Raw genomic sequence first — 16535 nt, 5'->3', positions numbered from 1 at the left:
ATGGCGGCGATCCACGCCTGGCGCGCCGCCCGCGTCACGCCCCTCGGCGAACTGCACACCCCGCCCCGTATGACGGCCGCGCTGCTCCGCCTGACCGTGCAGATCGTGCTGGTGGCGTCCCTGTGGCACGGCCTGTACCAGAACACCGGCACCACGGCCGGACTCGACCGCGATCAGGCGGTGACCTACGCGGTCCTCGCCGTACTGGCCTCCCGGCTGCGGGAGCTGGACCAGTACGCGGGCCGCGACACGGTCCTGCAGCACATGCACTTCGGCACGATCATCTACTGGTACCTGCGCCCGCTGAAGCCCCAGCGGTACTACGCCCTGCGCGCCTTCGGCGAGCAGTTGTACGGCCTGGTCTGGGCACTGGGCGGATACGCGGTCTGTCTGGCGTCCGGTGTCGTGGAACCCCCGAAGTCGGCAGCCGTGGCCGGGGTGTTCGCGCTCAGTCTGCTGCTGGGCCAGTGGGTCCTGTACTACGTCATGCTCGTCATCGACCAGCTGTGCTTCTGGACGCTGCGCAACGGCGCCGCGATGCTCATCCTGATCTTCGCGCAGAACCTCCTGGCGGGTGTGTACGCGCCGCTGTGGTTCTTCCCCGACTGGTTCATCACGTTGAGCACGTTCCTGCCGTTCCAGGCGACGCTGAGCGTGCCCCTGTCGATCTACATCGGCCGCATCGAACTCTCCGACGCCGCCGTCCAGTTGGCGATCCAGGCCGCCTGGGTCCTCGCGCTGGCCCTGTTCACCCGTCTGCTGTGGCGGCGGGCCGCCCGCCGTGTCGTCTCCCAGGGAGGCTGATGCCTGTGAACGCCGTCCGGATCGCGTGGCGCATCACGCGTCTCAACTTCCGTGCCCAGCTGGAGTACCGCTCCGAGTTCCTGATGATGATCGCGATCGGTGCGATCTGGCAGGTGTCGGTGATCGTGTTCGCGACGGTGCTGCTGACCCGGTTCACCGGGATGGGCGGCTGGGACAGCTCGGACGTGCTGCTGATCCCGGCGACCCGGATGCTGGCGCACGGCCTGTTCGTGCTGTTCCTCGGCCGGGTGCACGGGCTTGGCCGGCGCATCCAGGAGGGGGTCATCGACACCTATCTGGTCCGTCCGATGCCGGTCCACCGCCAGCTCCAGCTGTCCTACTTCCCGACCAACGCGATCGGCGACCTGACGGTGGCCGTGGGTCTGATGGCGGGCGCCCTCAGCCGCAGCGACCTCGACTGGACGGCGGGCCGGATCTCGTACCTGGTCGTGGCCGTGCTCGGCGGTCTGCTCCTGGAGGCGGCCCTGTTCACGGCGGTCGCCTGCGCGTCGCTGCGTTTCCCGGCCGCCGACTACTGGGGGCGCTGGCTGGAGGAGCTCCTCGGCACCTTCGGCAGCTACCCGCTCAACGTGCTGCCGAGGGCGGTGGGCGGCCTCCTGACGTACGGCCTCCCGCTCGCGTTCGTCGCCTACTTCCCGGCCGCCGTGCTCACCGGCCACGGCCACGACACCGGCGTCCCGTACTGGCTGGCCGCGGCCTCGCCACTGCTGGGGGCGCTGGCGTACCTCGGCTCGCGCCGGCTGTGGCAGTTCAGCCTCAAGCACTACACCGGGGTCAACGGATGAAAGGGACCGCACGGGTGGTCCTGGCCGGGAGCTAGGCTCGGGCGCGATGGACGAGCGAGAGGAACGGGTGCGGGCGTACGCCGCCGAGGGGGTCGTCTGGTCCCGGCTCGCCGGGCTGCTGCCGGGCCCCGAGGACGTGGAGCTGATCCAGGCGTGCTGGGACATCGGCGAGCAGGAGGGCGGCCTCTTCCAGCTGGTGGACCGGTTGTTCGAGCTGGAGCTGTCCGTGGACGACCCGGCACGGGCCGAACTCGCGGCGATGGCCTCGCAGTGGGGGGTGTGGGACCAGCTCGCCACGGACATCGTCGACCTGCCCGGTTCTCAGGGGCGGTTGCGGGTTCTCGAGGGATTGGAGCCGGTCGACAGGGACGGCATGGCGCTGGTGCCGTGGATGCGGTGCGAGGGCTGCGGCCGCATCCTCGCCCTGGTGCATCGGTACGAGTCGTGGGGCGCCCTGTCGTCGCAGCCGGTGTCGTACACCGTGTCCGCGCCCGACGGCACGCTCCTGGAGTTCGACCACGAGAAGGAGGGTGCCGTGTGGCGCGCGCTGGACGCGTTGACGGCACCCTGCCGGGTGGGGGCGTCGACGGAAGGTGACCGCGGCCCCCAGGAGTAGCCGTTTCCTGTGGTGTGCCCGAGCGGGTTGACTACCCGCACGGGCTCAACCCGGCGCTCTGCAACGACTGGTCGGCCGGGAGGTCCGCCAGGGAGCGGATCCGCGGTATCGGCGACGGCAGCAGCCACAGCACCGACAGCACTCCGCCGACGGCGACCGGGACGAGCGCCCCTCCGGTGAGTGCGCCGAGGGGGCGTACGCCGTAGTTGACGGTGCCGAACGCGCCGGTCACGCGGCTGCGCAGGGCGTCCGGAGTCACCGCGGTCTGGCGGGAGTTGAGGTTGACGTCGAACCACATCACCCCGAGGCCCACCAGGAAGTGGGCGCCGCCCACAGCTGAACCCGGCGGTTCCGCAGGGTTCGCCCGGTCTCCGGGATCCGCGGCGACCGGGTCAACAGGCTTCGCTGACGGGCGTGTTCACCGCCAGCGGCATCCGGGACTCGCGACGGCGGGCCGACGTATCAGGCGTATCAGACGATCCACGCCCCGCCGTGCCGATGCCGCTCCAGTCCTACGGCGGAGAACTCGTCCTCGGCGGGCCCCGCCACGGCCCCCAGCCGCCGCAGCGCTCGGGAGACCGGGCCGCCGTCAGGGGGAAAGGGCTCCCCCTCCTCCACCCCCAGCGGTCCCAGCACGACGGTGCCGCCGTCCCGGACCACGGCCCGCTGCTCGCCCACGCCGCCGAAGTACTCGGCTTCCACATAGGCCACCGGGCCGCCGGCCGACCAGGCCGCGACGGTCTTCGCGAACGGCTCCGGCAACCGGGAGAACCCCAGCGCGCCCCCGCCCCCGCCGAGCGCGACGGACTCGAACAGGGTGTGCGTCATCGGCATCAGGGCCAGGCCCTGTCCGAGCGACGCCGTCCGGGCGGCGGGCAGGTCCCGCGCCGCGCGGCGCAGCGACTCCTCTTCGGCGATCACTGCTTTCAGGTCGTACGCCATCCGGTCCGCCCCAAGTGGTCGGCCTGAGCCGCGGCCCGCGCTACCGGGGCGTCAGTACACAGAACTCGTTGCCGTCGGGGTCGAGCATCTCGACCCTGCCGGTCTCGCCCGGGTCGGTGTCGGCGAGCTCGGCGCCGAGGGCGAGGAGACGCTCGACCTCGGTCCGCTGGTCACCGCCGACGGGTGGCGCGAGGTCGAAGTGCAGTCGGTTCCGGCCCGTCTTCGGCGCGACCGGCGGGCCGCCCCAGGTGATCTTCGTCCCGCCGTGCGGCGACTGGATCGCGGTCTCCTCGTCCTGGTCCCAGACCAGCGGCCAGCCCAGCGCCTCGCTCCAGAAGTACCCCACCGCCTGCGAACCGTCGCCGGCCAGCGCTCCGATGAACGCGGTGTCGGCGAGGAAGTTGTTGCCCGCCGGGATCACACAGAACTCGTTGCCCTCGGGGTCGGCGAGCACCACGTGCCCCTCCTCCGGGAGTTGGCCGACATCGATGTGCCGCGCGCCGAGTCGCAACGCCCGGTCCACCGTCTCCTGCTGCTGCTCCGGATACGCGCTCGTCAGGTCGAAGTGCATCTGGTTCTGGCCGACCTTCTTCTCCTGCGTCGGAAGGAAGCGGAGCCGGAACCCGTGCTCCTCGGCGGGCAGCAGCGCGATTCCGTCGTGCGGGTCGTCGATCAGCTCCCGCCCCAGGACCCCGGACCAGAATCCCGCGAGACTCCGTGGCTCACTCGCACCGAAACACATCGCGAACAGTTGACAAGTCATAGCCCCGCGCATTCCCGATCCGCTGCCCGGCCACTGCCGACAGGACGCCTCGCCGGCTCCCCGGGGCGGAAGCCTAGGGGCGAGCCGGCATCGCGCGCAGCCCAATATTCGACGTGACCTTCGTGTACTAGCATGCGACCTAGAGACCCTAGGTTTCTGAACAGTCCAGGTTTCCCTTCGGCACCCCGGAGCCCCATGGCCCGCGCAGGAATCACCCCCGACCGCCTCACCGCGGCCGCCGCCGACCTCGCCGACGAGGTCGGGTTCGAGAACGTCACCCTCTCCGCGCTGGCGCGGCACTTCGGGGTGAAGGACGCGAGCCTGTACTCGCACGTCAGGAACCTTCAGGACCTGCGGACCCGGGTCGCGCTGCTCGCCGGGGGCGAGATGATCGACCGGATCGCCGTCGCCGTGGCGGGGCGGGCCGGGAAGGACGCGCTGGCCGCGTTCGCCGGGGCCTACCGGGAGTACGCGCTGGAGCGCCCGGGGCGGTACGCGGCCACCCAGATCCGTATCGACCAGGCCCTCGTCGCCGACTCCCCCGGCCTGCGCCGCACCACCGAGATCACCTACGGCATGCTCCGCGCCTACGGCCTCGAGGAACCCGACCTCACCGACGCCGTACGCCTGCTGCGCAGCACCTTCCACGGCTACTGCGCACTGGAGGCGAGCGGCGGCTTCGGCGCCCCCCGTGATGTACAGAAGTCCTGGAAACGCGCCATCGACGCCCTGCACGTCCTGCTGCAGAACTGGCCCCGCGAGGAGAGCGAGGAAGAGTGACCGACCTCTACTACGACGTCCACGGCAGCGGTCCCGTGCTGCTGATCATCCCCGGCGGGGCGGGCCACCCCATGGGGCTCGGTCCGCTGACCGAGGCACTCGCCGACCGGTTCACCGTCGTCGTCCATGACCCGCTCGGCCTGGCCCACGGCCGGCTCGGCTCACCCGTCGACGACCAGCGCGTCGAGGACTGGAGCGACAGCGCCCGACGGGTGCTCGACAGCGTCCTCGCCGACGACGACACCGCGTACGTCCTCGGCACCAGCGCCGGCGCCGTCGTCGCCCTCGACCTGCTCGCCCGGCACCCGGAGCGGTTGCGGCACGTCGTCGCGCACGAGCCGCCCTGTGTGGGCGTACTCCCGGACGGGCACCGGCACCGGGCCATGTTCCGGGAGGTGGTCGACACCTACCGCAGGGCTGGGCTGCGAGCCGCCGCCGCGCGGATGACCGCCGGGCTCACCGACCAGCCCGCCCCGGCCGCGGAGGCGCCCCTGGTGGGTCAACCCCTCACCCGGCAAGAGGAGTTGGGCAATCCCTTGGCGCTCACCCTCGCGCACGTCCTGGTCCCCTTCACCTCCTACGACCTCGATCTCACCGCCCTCGCCTCCGCCGCTCTCACCCTCGCGGCCGGCAGCGACTCGCGCGGCCAACTCCTCTACCGCACTGCGGAGTTCACTGCCCGGCGGACCGGGACCGCCTTCGCCGAGTTCCCCGGCGGACACCTCGGCGTCGCCCAGCATCCCGACGCCTTCGCCGAACATCTCGTCGGCGTGGTGGGGTTCGGCGAGCGCGGTCACGACAGGTCGCCCACCGCGTCCGCGTAGTACGTCGATTCCCGGAGGTGGAGGGCGAGTTCACGGAAGCTCCAGCCCTCGCCGGGAGAGTCGTCGAGTTCGCGCTCGGTGAGCGCGTTCAGGCGGGCGGCCCAGATCCGGGCCAGCCGGTCCAGACGGCTGCGGGCCTCGTCCAGGTCCTCCTGGGTGAAGGGCGCCAGGTCCGCCCCGGTCGTGATCGCCGAGGCGTGCCAGTGGTCCGGCCGGGGGTCCACACCCGCCAGCCGGGCCTCCATCTCCGCGAGATGGTCGACGAGGTGGTCGGCGACCCGGCGGATCGCCTTGTGCGGGGTGTAGACACGGCCGTCGGTCTCGTACATCCTGCCGTCCCAGGCGGTCCAGGTCGCGGCCAGGGCGAGCACGTGGTCGACCATCCCGGTGACGGCCAGGGCGGGGGTTTCCTGCGGGTTCTCGGTCATACCGGCACGCTAGAAGGGTGTCGGTTCGGCGCTCGCCGAAGTGTCCCCGAGGGGCCCGCTACGCTCCGCGCTCCGCCGCACTGCGCTCCACACAGAACTCGTTGCCCTCCGGATCGGCCAGCACCGCCCATCCCGTACCGTCCGGCTTGCGCCGGTCGTCGAAGAGCTTGGCGCCCAGCCCGAGCAGCCGCTCGACCTCCTCGTCACGGGTGCGGTCCTGCGGCTGGATGTCGAAGTGGAGCCGGTTCTTGGCCGTCTTGGGCTCCGGAACGGTGACGAAGAGCAGACCCGCGGCCTCGATCAGCGCCTCCTCGTCACCGGGATGGTCGTCCTCGTGCAGCGGCAGACCGAGGACCTCGGACCAGAAACCGGCGAGGGCGTAGGCGTCGGCGCAGTCGATCGTCGTATGACGGATGGCGGAAGTCATACGGCGGATTCTCGTGCAGCGCCTTCGCGGAGATCAATGCGCTTTTCGAAGAGATCGACGCGCGCGGCAACCATTCCTCCGGCCGTGGCCACATCAGGGCATGACTTCAGCACCACGCACCACGCGCCACCGCCGTGTCCGGGGCGCCCGCAAGCCGCTGATCGCGGGGCTCGCCGCCACGGCCGCGCTCGTCGGCGCCTGGTACGCGACCGCCGGGGCGAGCACGGCCACCGGGCTCACCGTGTCCACGACCACGGTGTCCCTGTCCGCCAAGTTCCCCTATCTGTCGGCGGGTTACAACAACAGCCGGGAGTGGACGCGCACGGCGACGGCGGCCGCCCCGAACGGCACCCTGCGGGTGGCCTGGCCCGCCTCCGACGGCATCCACGTCACACCGCTGACGGCGGCCGGCAAGCGTTCGGGCGCGGACACGATCGTCGAGGGCGCCAAGGAGGTCGGCGGGCTGGTCGCGCACAACAACGGGTTCGCGCTGCTCACCCGGGTCGCCGACACCAACAAGTGGAAGGAGACGGCGGCCGCGATCGTCCGCTACACGAACGGCACGAAGACCTTCCAGACCAAGCTCACCGGCACCGCCACCCACGACACGTCCCCCACCCTGGACGGACAACTCACCTGGAACGGCACCAAGTACGGCGCCTACTTCGTGGTCCACGGCGCGGGCGGCTTCGCCGACGGGCACTTCGGCGACAAACTGTCGTACCTCAGCGGCACGGGCAAGAAGCTGAGCGGCGGCTGGAGTTGGGGCTGCAGCCACAACGAGGGCATCGCCCTGCACCCCGAGACGTCCGGCGCCTTCACCTCCCTGTGCTTCGACGACTGGCGCTCGGGCCTGTTCGTGTCCACCGGTATCGGCGCCCCCGACGTCGCGCCGGTCGTGCAGCGCGAGCAGTGCTGGGCGGGCTACTGCGGCGGTACGTTCGCGGGCCGTACGGGCGACCTGGTGAAGTCCGCCACCGGCCGCTACGCCACCGCCTTCGCCTCCCGCGGTGCCGCGTCGGCCAAGAAGAACCCCGACGACTCCAGCGGGCGCGGCTGGAGCGTCACGCCGAAGACCGGCACCCACCAGGTCGCCGTCGCGTTCATGAAGAACCGCGACTCCGGTCCCGGCAAGGCGGTCTACCTCTCCACCACCAAGGGCACGGATCACGTCAACGTCCGCCTCGCCCCGTACGGCAAGGACCGGCTCCTGCTCTCCTGGGAGTCCGTCAAGAACGCCCGGTGCACGGCCGGCACCTGCACCGGCACCTTCGCGGGCACTCATCTGCGGCTCATCGACTGGAACGGCAAGTTCCAGGGCGCGGACAAGATCGTGAACACCCGGATCACCGGTGACATCGCGGTCCAGAAGGACGGCGCGCTGACCTGGGCGTCCGTGCCCGTCACCCCGTCGTACGCGACCGCCCTCACCGGGGCGTCCCCGACGACCAAGACGCTGAAGATCAGCCGCCTGGCTCCCTGAACGCGTACAACCACCTCCCCGTCCGGCGTGTCTCCTAGGTGCGATGCACGCGGACGGGGGAGGTCGGTGCGATGTCCGGCGAACGGTTCAAGCGGTTCAAGCGGGTTGTACAGCGTTTCCTCAGGCTTCCGCCGGATGAGCCGCATCCTCCCGCCCCGGTGTGGCCCACCGTGCGGGTCTGGCTGTTCTGCCTGGCGCTCGGGGCGCTGTGTGCGGCTCTCGGCTGGGAGGAGGAGGCCCCCTTCGTGATGATGACGGTGGCGCTGCTGAGCCTGCTGGACGACGTGTCCGAGGGGGTACGCCACGGCCGGCCCGCCTTCGTGGCCGCCCTGGCGTCCGGCGTGGGCGTGAGCGAGCTCGCCCACGCCTCGGTGCCTTCCTCCGGCTCGCTGTGGGGCGAGTACGGCATCGACGCCCTGTGGACGCTGGTGGCCATGGCGACTTTCGTCGCGGTCAGTCGGCTGCCCCGGCGGTGAGTATGCCGACCATCCGGCGTACGACGTCGGCGGGCAGCGCCGGATTCCGGGCCGCCGTCTCCGCGTTGCCGGTGCCCGTCCGCAGCAGCATGACCAGGAGCCGGACCGGCAACCGGGGGTGGAGCGCGGCGGCATGCCGGATGTGCTCGTGGGGATCCTCCAGCAGCCGCGCGGCGCCCGCCGCCGAGAGCCGGGGGTCGGTGGCGGCGCGGTAGCGAACCTCCTCGTCGGGGTCCCTGCTGAGCCGTTCCACCAGCTCGGGCGTGGACCGCGGGTCGTCCAGAGCCAGTTGGCGCATGCGGGGGCTGGGGTCGTCGGCGTACCGCAGGAGGCCGTGGCGGGGGAAGTTGGGGTGGGCGCGCGGCCGGTCGGGGGAGCTGAGGCTGCCGGTCCACCACTGCCACACCCTCAGGAGCATGTCGGCGGGCGCGTCGTCGCAGGACTCGGCCAGGAAGAGCTGGACGACGCGGTCCTCGTCCCGGGCCAGGCGTGCGACGACGTCCGGCGGCAGACGGCGGGCGCGGGCGACGCTTCTGCGGATGAGCGGGTGGCAGGAGGCGGCCAGGCGGCGCATGGCGTCCTCGTCCTCGTGGAGGGCGACGACCCAGTCGAGGGCCCAGGAGTGCTGGCTCAGGTCGAACTCGAAGTCGATGCGCGCGCGTTGCTCCTCGGTGAGGTCGGCCCGCTGCGCCACGACGTAGCGCACGTCGGCATCGGGGTCCTCGGCGAGGAGGGCGACGAGGTCCGGGTCCAGGCGCGGGTTGCGTGCCAGCGAGCGGCGTTCGTCCGGTGTGCCGTGCCGTGCCAGGTGTTCGGCCAGGCTCCGCTCCAGGCGGCACGTCTCCAGTGCCTGGCGGCGGATGTCCTGGACCTCCTGGATCTCCTGGATCTCGAACACGGCACGGGGCATGGGGTGTTGCCGGTGGTGCAGCAGCCGGGCGCGGACGCGCACGGTGCCGTGCGGATCGGCCAGGAGCGCTTCCTGTGCGGCGGCGTCGAGATGGGGCCAGGCCGTCAGACAGGCCACGGCCCGCACGCCGCCGTCGGGATCGGCGGCCAGCGCGACCGACACGTCGGGCGGCAAGGTCTTGAGGCGGGCCGTCTCGGAGCGGACGCGCGGGGACGGGTCGGTGGCGAGTCTGCGGCAGGTGCCTTCGTCGAGTTCGGCCCAGCGCTCGGCGGCGATCAAGGTGAGCAACCAGCGTTGGCGCTCGTCCTGCTCGGCGAGGATCAGCCGGTCCCACTGCTCGGGAGTGATGTTCTGGTGCTCGGCCGCCCGCATCCGCCGATCCGAGTCCGGATGGGTCAAGGCCGCGTCCAGGGCTTCTGTCGACAATGCGCTGTACATCGCATACGAAGACCTGTCGACCAGCTGGGACCGCAGCTCCTTCGGGGTGGCCCCGTTGAGCGAGAGCCCGCTCGCCCAGGCGTCGATCACCTCCTCCGAGGGCCTCGGACCCTGGAACAGCGACTCCCAGGCGGCCGCCCGGTCCTGCGCCGTCTCCCGGCCCGCAAGCCGCGCGGCCTCCTCCTGCCGCTCCCTGATCCGGTCGACGGCGACCAGCCGGACGGCGCGCTCCTCGGTCGTGACGCCCAGCAGGGTGTCCCCGTCCGGCGACATGGTGAGGAACTCCGGCTGCCCGGGCCGCTCCCCGAGCACCCCGGCGAGATCCCAGTCGGCGGCGAGCCGGACCCGTGTCCACCGCCGGGACGCGCACCCGGCATGGACGAGGAACACCCTGTCCTCGCCGAGGATCCCCGTCTCGGACGCCAGCCGGAACCACTGAGCGTTGATCTCGGCGACCGCGTCGGCCCGATCGGAGCCCACCGCCACGGCCGGCTCCGCCTCCCGCTCGGCGACATGGCACCACGCGAACGGGGTCGGCAGCACCTGCTCGACCCGCCGCTCCCCCACGACCTCCAGCCCGGCCCGCCCCAGCAGTTCTACGAGTTCATCCGTCCCACCCATGATCCCCATACTGCCCGAGACGGCTCAGCCCTCGACCCCGACCGACACCCCGGAGTCGTCGAGCCGGACCCGCACCTCGTCTCCCGCACGCCAGTGGACCGTCAACTCGCCCGCGCCGTCGGCCCGTACGGTCACGGCCTCGTCCAGCGGCACGGGATCCGGCTCGCCGGTGAGCCGGACGAGCGCGGCGAAGAGCGTCCCGCCCTCGCCGGTGACCCCGGTCAGCGCCGCGTCGAGACCGACCGCGGGCAACGCCTGCGCCAGCACACCGTCCCCGGCCGCCCACCCGGTGACCCTCACCGGCGTCCCGGGCTCGGCTCCGGACACCAGATGGGCCCGCACCTCCACGGCCCCACGCGCCAGCACCACACTGGTCACCCGCGCTCCCCCGCCGGCCGCGTGCCGCGAGGCCACCCATCCGTCCCCCAGCCCGAGCGGCTCGATGTCGGTACGGCTCGGATCGTCGCCGACGATCACGCTGTTGTCGTACGACGGTGAGGGCGCCGTCACCGTGGAGTACGCGAGGCGCGTGTAGAACGGGTCGTAGCGCACGTCCTCGCTGCCGTGGTTGTGGAGACGGACCAGACCGTCCGAACTGGTCGACTGGATCAGCCAGTTCGGGGCGGCGACCGGTCGGACCTCGTCCGCGTTCTCGACCGGGGACGGCTCCTCCTCCGCCGTCCACACCTCGTGGTCCGGCGGAAGGAGCAGGCCGACGAAGGCCTTGCTCGCCCAGTACGGGGACGCGGGGCCCGAATAGCCCTGGAGGACGGCGGTGTCGGGGCCGTGCCAGCCGAGGGTCAGCAGACCGTCGGAGTTCACCGCGCCCCGGTCGAGGAAGTACTTCAGCGCCCCGGACGCCAGCCGCCGCGTCTGCCCCGGCGTGAGCGGGGTACGGCCGGTCAGGGCGCCCAGCCACAGGGGGGCCGTCGTGGCGAAACGATAAGTCAGCGAGCGGCCCTGATGCATGGGGGCGCCGTCACCGCCGAACAGGCGGGCGTAGTCGGCGAGGTGGGCCTCCAGCCGCTCACCGTATGCAGTCGACAGCCGACTGTCGTCGGCGAACCAGGCATGCAACACCGGATACAGGTGCATCGCCCAGCCGTTGTAATAGTCGAACTTGCGCCCCTCCCCGTCGGTGTACCAGCCGCCGCCGACGTACCACTCCTCGATGCGCTCAAGACCGCGGTCGATCGCCTTGCGCGAGGCCTCGGGCTCGTGGCCGATCTCCTGGAGGAAACCGCCGACGGTGACCGGGAACAACTCCCAGTTGCAGGGCCAGGCCTCGGCGGTCAGCGCGTCGCCGAGCCAGGCGGCGGCCCGTTGGCGCACCCCCTCGTCCAGCCGGTCCCACAGCAGCGGGCGCGTCAGCCGCAGCGCCACCGCGATGGACGCCGCCTCCACCAGCGACTGGCTGCGGTCCTCGATGCGCGGCCAGACGCCGGACACACCGGCCGCGAGGCCCTCGGCGTAGCGCTGGAGGGCGGTCTCGTCCTGACGGAAGGCGGCCAGCAGGATCGTACGGGCGTACCCCTCCAGGCCGTCGGAGAGCCGCCCCGACCAGCTGGTGCGGTCGCCGGGGAAGTAGTAGAGGGCACCGCCCTCGGCGGCGTACGGCTCCGTAGCGGCGAGCAGGCCGTCGGCCACGGCCTCCCAGTGGGCACGGGTGTATCCGGTGTACGGGCTACGGATGCGGTCGTCGGGAGGGAGATGCATGGTCTCTCTTTCGGTTCTTTGGAAACGTCCGGTGCGCACCGCGCCCCTCAAGGGGCGCGGGGAACTGCGCGACCAGCCCCCACCGGCCCGCGGCGTCTCACGGCTCAGCAAGCGCGGCGAACAGGCCTGGGGCGCCCCGGTTCCGGTCGGGGCGCCCCAGGGGCTCATCCCGCCCGCACCAGGCCTTTCGGCACCAGGTGCTGGGCGAGGAGTTCATCGCGGACGAGGCCGGCGTACACCGTGGCCCCGTGCACGGAGGTGTGCGTGTTGTCCCGCTTCTCGTTGTAGAGGTAAATCGCCTTGGAACCCTCGACTCCCAAGGATTCCACGAGCGACTTCGTCTTCGCCGTCAAGTCGATCAGCGGGACGTCCTGCGCGGCGGCGACCGAGCGGGTGACTGCGGGGTGGTCGACGCCGAGTCCGTTGACCAGGAGTGCGGTGTTGTTGTTCAGGGTGCCGTCGGAGTTGAACCAGCGTCGCACGATAGGCGTCACGAGGACAGGCTCCCCGCCCTTTTCCCGGATACCGGCGACCAGTGTCTCCAGGTTCGTCCGGTAGGTCACCTCGTCGGTGGTCTTGTCGTTGTGCGCGAGCTGGACCAGGACGAGGTCGCCGCGACGGATCAACGGCTGGACGGTGGCGAACAGTTGAGGATTGGACAGGTAGGTCACCGTGCTCTCGCCGGAGTCCGCGTAGTTGGCGACGGAGACGCCCTTGCGGAGGTACTGGGGCAACTGCTGGCCCCAGCCGGAGTACGGGTCGCCGGGCTGGTCGCAGACCGTGGAGTCGCCGACGAGGAAGATCTGGCGGGCGTGGCGGGCTGGGGTGACCTTGATGTCGGCGAGCGCGGGGGCCGAGCCGCCGAGCACGAGGTCCAGGCCGGGGGTGCCCTCGGCGCCGGTGGGTTCACCCTCGGGGGTGCGGACGTTCACGGTGAAGCTGCGGGCGGTCCGCTCGCCGGCCGCGACGGCGGTCTCGGGGAGCAGGGAACGCCGGGTCTCACCGCTGACGCTCGTGCTCGATCCGGCGTCGCCGCCGAGGAGGACCTTCACGTCGTACGTGCCCGCGGGGACGTCGAAGTGACATGCGGTGGCGGTGCAGTTCTCGATGCCGAGGGCATGGCGCCCCTCGGCGGCGGCATGGGCCGGGGCGGCGGTCAGTGCGGTGCTCAGTGCGACCGTCGCCAGCAGGGCGAGGTTGAAACGTCTCATTCGAGGCTCCTACGACACACGACAAGGCCTGGCGGCTGGACCGTACCCCCATCGGCAAGCGCTTTCTAGACCTCGGGGCGATTTCACAAGATTGCCAACCTCCAGCAAGCGAAAGCCCTTTCGCGAAATCGATTCAACTGTCACCCTCGCTCTCACCCGCACCACCCCCACATGTCCTCGGAGGAGGCTCCCCCCATGTCCGGATCCGCTGCGAACAGACCGGTCCGCCGCCGCACCTTCGTCCTCGGCACCGCTGCCACCGCCGGCACGGCCGCCCTGGCCGGCCCACTCGCCCAGACCGCCTCCGCCGCGACCTTCGGCTGGAGCGACGACGGCTCCAACTACGTCGTCGACACCGGCGCGAACCTGGTCTTCAAGGTCAGCAAGACCAACGGCGACCTGACCTCGCTGGTCTACAAGGGCACCCAGTACCAGGGCTACGGCGGCAAGAACTCGCACATCGAGTCCGGCCTCGGCACCTCCACCGTGAGCATCAAGCAGTCCGGCACGACGATCCTGATCTCGGTCGCGTACGGAACGCTGAAGCACTACTACGCGGCCCGCAGCGGCGAGAACAACGTCTACCTGTGGACCAACAAGGCCGACGACTCGGTCTCGGCGACCCGCTACATCCTGCGCGTCAACGCGGGCAAGTTCCTCAACGACGAGTCCGACTCCTACACCTACGCGCCCACCACCATCGAGGCCCAGGACGTCTTCGCGAAGTCCGACGGCCAGACCCGCTCGAAGCACTACACGAAGTCCCGGGTCATCGACTACAACTACGTCGGCTGGACCACCGGCAGCGTCGGCCTCTACATCGTGCGCTCCAACCACGAGAAGGCCTCCGGCGGCCCGTTCTACCGCTCCCTCCTGCGCCACCAGAGCGCGGACGGCGGCGGCCTGTACGAGATCCTGTACTACGGCGAGAACCAGACGGAGGCCCAGCGCTTCGGCCTCCAGGGCCCCTACGTCATCGCCTTCACGGACGGCGGCGCCCCCTCCTCGGCGCTGTACCCGGGAACCCTCACCACCTCGTGGGCGGACTCGCTCGGCATCTCCGGCTACGTCCCCGCGAGCGGCCGGGGCAAGGTCGCGGGAGTCGGCATCACCGGCCGGAACACCGCGTACGCCTACACGGTCGGGCTCGCCAACTCCGCCGCCCAGTACTGGGGTTCGGCACGGGCGTCGGACGGCTACTTCTCCATCGCGGGTGTCCTTCCGGGGACGTACACGCTGACCGTCTTCAAGGGTGAACTCGCCGTCCACACCACCTCGGTGTCCGTCAGCGCGGGCGGCACGACCACCCTCAACTCGATCGCGATCCCGTCCTCGAACGACCCGAGCAACGCGGGCACGATCTGGCGCATCAACGACTGGAACGGCACGCCGAGCGGCTTCAAGAACGCCGACCTGATGACGTACGCCCATCCGTCCGACGTCCGCGCCGCCTCCTGGACCGGGAACGTCGTCATCGGCAGCGGCACCGAGACCTCGGCGTTCCCCTGCTATCTGTGGAAGGACGTCAACAGCGGGATCATCGTCTACTTCAAGCTGACGGCCGCCCAGGCCGCCGCCGCGCACACCCTGCGCATCGGTGTGACGACGGCGTACGCCAACGGCCGCCCGCAGGTCGTCGTCAACGACACCTGGACGTCCGCCGTCCCCTCGCCGCCCACCCAGCCGAGCACCCGGTCGCTGACCGTGGGCTCCTACCGGGGCAACAACAACACGTTCACCTACAGCGTGCCGGCGTCCGCCTGGCTGACGGACACCAGCGCCTACAACACGCTGAAGATCTACGTGGCGAGCGGTTCGGGGTCGACGTCCTTCCTCAGTGCCGGTACGTCGATCGACGCGATCGATCTGCTGGCCTGACGTCAGGTCCCGCGCGTCCACTGCTGGTTGGTCGCTCCGTTGCACGTGTACGTGATGATCGCGGCGGAGTTGGCGGTGGACGCGCCGTTCACGTCCAGGCACTCGCCGGAGGCGCGGGCCTTGATGTTGACGTACGAGCCCGAAGTGACCACCGACCACTGCTGGGTGGTCCCGCTGCCGCAGTTCTCCTGGGTGACAGTGGACGCGTTCTCCTGGAGGCACAGGGAGCTGCCGCGGCCGACGAGCTGGTAGTAGCCGGTGCCGAGGTCCTTGAACCAGAACTTCTGGTTGTTGCCGCTGTTGCAGGTGTACTGGGCGAGGGCGATGCCCTGCCACAGGGACTGGTTCGGTACGTCGACGCACTTGGAACTGTTGCGGGCGATCAGGGTGTTGTACGTGGCGCTCCGCCCGGAGATCGTCCCGGCGGCCGCGTCGACGGTGACCTCGGGGTACCAGGACATCGACATCGTGGTGGAGCTCGGGAAGGTCAACGGCAGCCACACATAACGGGAGTCGTTGACGGTCCCGCCGAAGGAGTTGCCCCAGCGGTCGCCCATGTAGAGGTACGAGGTGCCCGAAGTGCCCTGCACGGGAAGGACGTACGCGGTCTGCGAGTTGTACGTCGTGGAGTCGCCGACGTTGGCCATCGACGTCCACGGTCCGGCGAGCGAGGTCGCGGTGGCGTACTGCTGCTGGTTGGCGCTCCAGCCGGTCGCGCCCGACGTCAGCATGAAGTAGACGCCGCCCCGCTTGAAGAGGGCCGGGGCCTCGCGGTGGCCGCCCGCCCAGGGGTTGGCGACCAGGCTGTCGATGGCGGTGTAGGCGGAGTTGAGCTTGTAGATGTGCAGGTCGTAGTTCTCGTTGGCGGCGGACACCATGTAGCCGGTGCCGTCGGTGTCGACGAACGTCGTGATGTCACGGGACATGTGGGTGCCCAGCGGACGGAAGCTGCCCTGGTAGGTGTAGTTCCCGTCGACGGTGTCGGAGACGGCGACGGCAGCGCGGGCCTCGCTGTAGTCGGTGCCGTTCTCCTTGTGCATCCACATCACGAACTTGCCGGTGGACGCGTTGTACATGACCTTGGGCCGCTCGATGTAGGCGGTGCCCAGCTCGGCGGCGGAGGACTGGGTCAGGACGTTGTTCCTGAACTCCCAGTTCTTCAGGTCGGTGGAGCGGTAGGCGGACACGTACCGGAAGGTGTTGTCGGAGTTGCGGTTCTCTCCGAACCAGTAGTAGTACGACCCGACCTTGATGACCCCGCCGCCGTGGGCGTGCAGGGCGCCTCCCGAACTGTCCGTGAACTGGACGCCGTTGGGGATCGTCAGGGCGGCGGCCTGGGCCGGTCCCGCGGTGACCAGGGCGCCTGCCAGGGCCAGACAGAGGGCGAGCAGTACCGCGTACGCACGTCTCAT

At 70.7% G+C, this 16535-nt stretch carries 17 protein-coding genes; 8 read left to right on the top strand and 9 right to left on the bottom strand.

The features are described 5' to 3' along the window. From OG381_RS35775 to OG381_RS35765, 3 genes are read left to right on the top strand one after another with little or no spacing between them, the layout of a single operon-like run. Positions 1–804, top strand: a complete 804-nt coding sequence (locus tag OG381_RS35775) for an ABC-2 family transporter protein (protein WP_327720132.1) — start codon at positions 1–3, stop codon at positions 802–804. Then, complete coding sequence (locus tag OG381_RS35770; protein ID WP_327720131.1) at positions 804–1610, top strand: ABC transporter permease; 807 nt, start codon at positions 804–806, stop codon at positions 1608–1610. The genes OG381_RS35775 and OG381_RS35770 overlap by 1 nt, the downstream gene beginning before the upstream one ends. A gap of 46 nt (positions 1611–1656) precedes the next feature. Beyond that, positions 1657–2226 (top strand): hypothetical protein, encoded by a 570-nt coding sequence (locus OG381_RS35765; RefSeq protein WP_327720130.1) that lies wholly within the window; start codon positions 1657–1659, stop codon positions 2224–2226. 31 nt (positions 2227–2257) lie between these two features. Here OG381_RS35765 and OG381_RS35760 read toward each other — a convergent pair whose 3' ends face one another. The 3 genes from OG381_RS35760 to OG381_RS35750 all read right to left on the bottom strand — a co-directional run bounded on the left by OG381_RS35760 (position 2258) and on the right by OG381_RS35750 (position 3931). Further along, positions 2258–2560, bottom strand: a complete 303-nt coding sequence (locus OG381_RS35760) for a hypothetical protein (protein ID WP_327720129.1) — start codon at positions 2558–2560, stop codon at positions 2258–2260. Between the two features lie 137 nt (positions 2561–2697). Next, positions 2698–3168, bottom strand: a complete 471-nt coding sequence (locus OG381_RS35755; protein WP_327720128.1) for a hypothetical protein — start codon at positions 3166–3168, stop codon at positions 2698–2700. A 40-nt stretch (positions 3169–3208) separates the two neighbouring features. Then, positions 3209–3931 carry a VOC family protein gene (locus OG381_RS35750; RefSeq protein WP_327720127.1) on the bottom strand — a complete coding sequence of 241 codons (723 nt, stop codon included), beginning with the start codon at positions 3929–3931 and terminating at the stop codon, positions 3209–3211. 195 nt (positions 3932–4126) lie between these two features. Here OG381_RS35750 and OG381_RS35745 point away from each other — a divergent pair, with 195 nt between their 5' ends. Both OG381_RS35745 and OG381_RS35740 read left to right on the top strand, forming a co-directional pair. After that, the gene (locus OG381_RS35745) at positions 4127–4711 is read left to right on the top strand and encodes a TetR-like C-terminal domain-containing protein (RefSeq protein WP_327720126.1); all 585 of its coding nucleotides are present in this window, start codon (positions 4127–4129) and stop codon (positions 4709–4711) included. Beyond that, positions 4708–5535 (top strand): alpha/beta fold hydrolase, encoded by an 828-nt coding sequence (locus tag OG381_RS35740; protein ID WP_327720125.1) that lies wholly within the window; start codon positions 4708–4710, stop codon positions 5533–5535. The genes OG381_RS35745 and OG381_RS35740 overlap by 4 nt, the downstream gene beginning before the upstream one ends. Here the strand turns inward: OG381_RS35740 and OG381_RS35735 are convergent. Further along, positions 5505–5963, bottom strand: a complete 459-nt coding sequence (locus OG381_RS35735) for a hypothetical protein (protein WP_327720124.1) — start codon at positions 5961–5963, stop codon at positions 5505–5507. The two genes, OG381_RS35740 and OG381_RS35735, sit on opposite strands and share 31 nt — an antisense overlap. A gap of 58 nt (positions 5964–6021) precedes the next feature. Beyond that, positions 6022–6390: a VOC family protein gene (locus OG381_RS35730; protein WP_327720123.1), complete on the bottom strand. Its 369-nt coding sequence runs from the start codon at positions 6388–6390 to the stop codon at positions 6022–6024. A gap of 100 nt (positions 6391–6490) precedes the next feature. On the opposite strand from OG381_RS35730, the gene OG381_RS35725 reads away from it, so the two are divergent. Both OG381_RS35725 and OG381_RS35720 read left to right on the top strand, forming a co-directional pair. After that, a complete protein-coding gene (locus OG381_RS35725) occupies positions 6491–7873 on the top strand; it encodes a hypothetical protein (RefSeq protein WP_327720122.1) in 1383 nt (460 codons plus the stop codon). 71 nt (positions 7874–7944) lie between these two features. Beyond that, entirely contained in the window at positions 7945–8349 is a 405-nt protein-coding gene (locus OG381_RS35720) for a hypothetical protein (RefSeq protein WP_327720121.1), read from the top strand. On the opposite strand, the gene OG381_RS35715 is transcribed toward OG381_RS35720, so the two are convergent. The 3 genes from OG381_RS35715 to OG381_RS35705 form a co-directional block, all read right to left on the bottom strand. Further along, positions 8327–10318 (bottom strand): PE-PGRS family protein, encoded by a 1992-nt coding sequence (locus OG381_RS35715; protein WP_327720120.1) that lies wholly within the window; start codon positions 10316–10318, stop codon positions 8327–8329. The genes OG381_RS35720 and OG381_RS35715 overlap by 23 nt on opposite strands. A gap of 24 nt (positions 10319–10342) precedes the next feature. Beyond that, positions 10343–12034 carry a DUF2264 domain-containing protein gene (locus OG381_RS35710; RefSeq protein ID WP_327720119.1) on the bottom strand — a complete coding sequence of 564 codons (1692 nt, stop codon included), beginning with the start codon at positions 12032–12034 and terminating at the stop codon, positions 10343–10345. 164 nt (positions 12035–12198) lie between these two features. Beyond that, entirely contained in the window at positions 12199–13245 is a 1047-nt protein-coding gene (locus OG381_RS35705) for a rhamnogalacturonan acetylesterase (RefSeq protein WP_327720118.1), read from the bottom strand. A 195-nt stretch (positions 13246–13440) separates the two neighbouring features. On the opposite strand from OG381_RS35705, the gene OG381_RS35700 reads away from it, so the two are divergent. After that, a complete protein-coding gene (locus tag OG381_RS35700) occupies positions 13441–15123 on the top strand; it encodes a rhamnogalacturonan lyase B N-terminal domain-containing protein (protein ID WP_327720117.1) in 1683 nt (560 codons plus the stop codon). A 2-nt stretch (positions 15124–15125) separates the two neighbouring features. Here the strand turns inward: OG381_RS35700 and OG381_RS35695 are convergent, their stop codons facing one another. Then, positions 15126–16535 carry an RICIN domain-containing protein gene (locus OG381_RS35695; protein WP_327720116.1) on the bottom strand — a complete coding sequence of 470 codons (1410 nt, stop codon included), beginning with the start codon at positions 16533–16535 and terminating at the stop codon, positions 15126–15128.

Origin of the sequence: Streptomyces sp. NBC_00490, from assembly GCF_036013645.1 — a bacterium.
Taxonomy (GTDB): Bacteria; Actinomycetota; Actinomycetes; order Streptomycetales; family Streptomycetaceae; genus Streptomyces; species Streptomyces canus_F.
The sequence above is the reverse complement of the archived record's forward strand: the minus strand, read 5'-3'. Positions and strand labels throughout refer to the sequence as shown.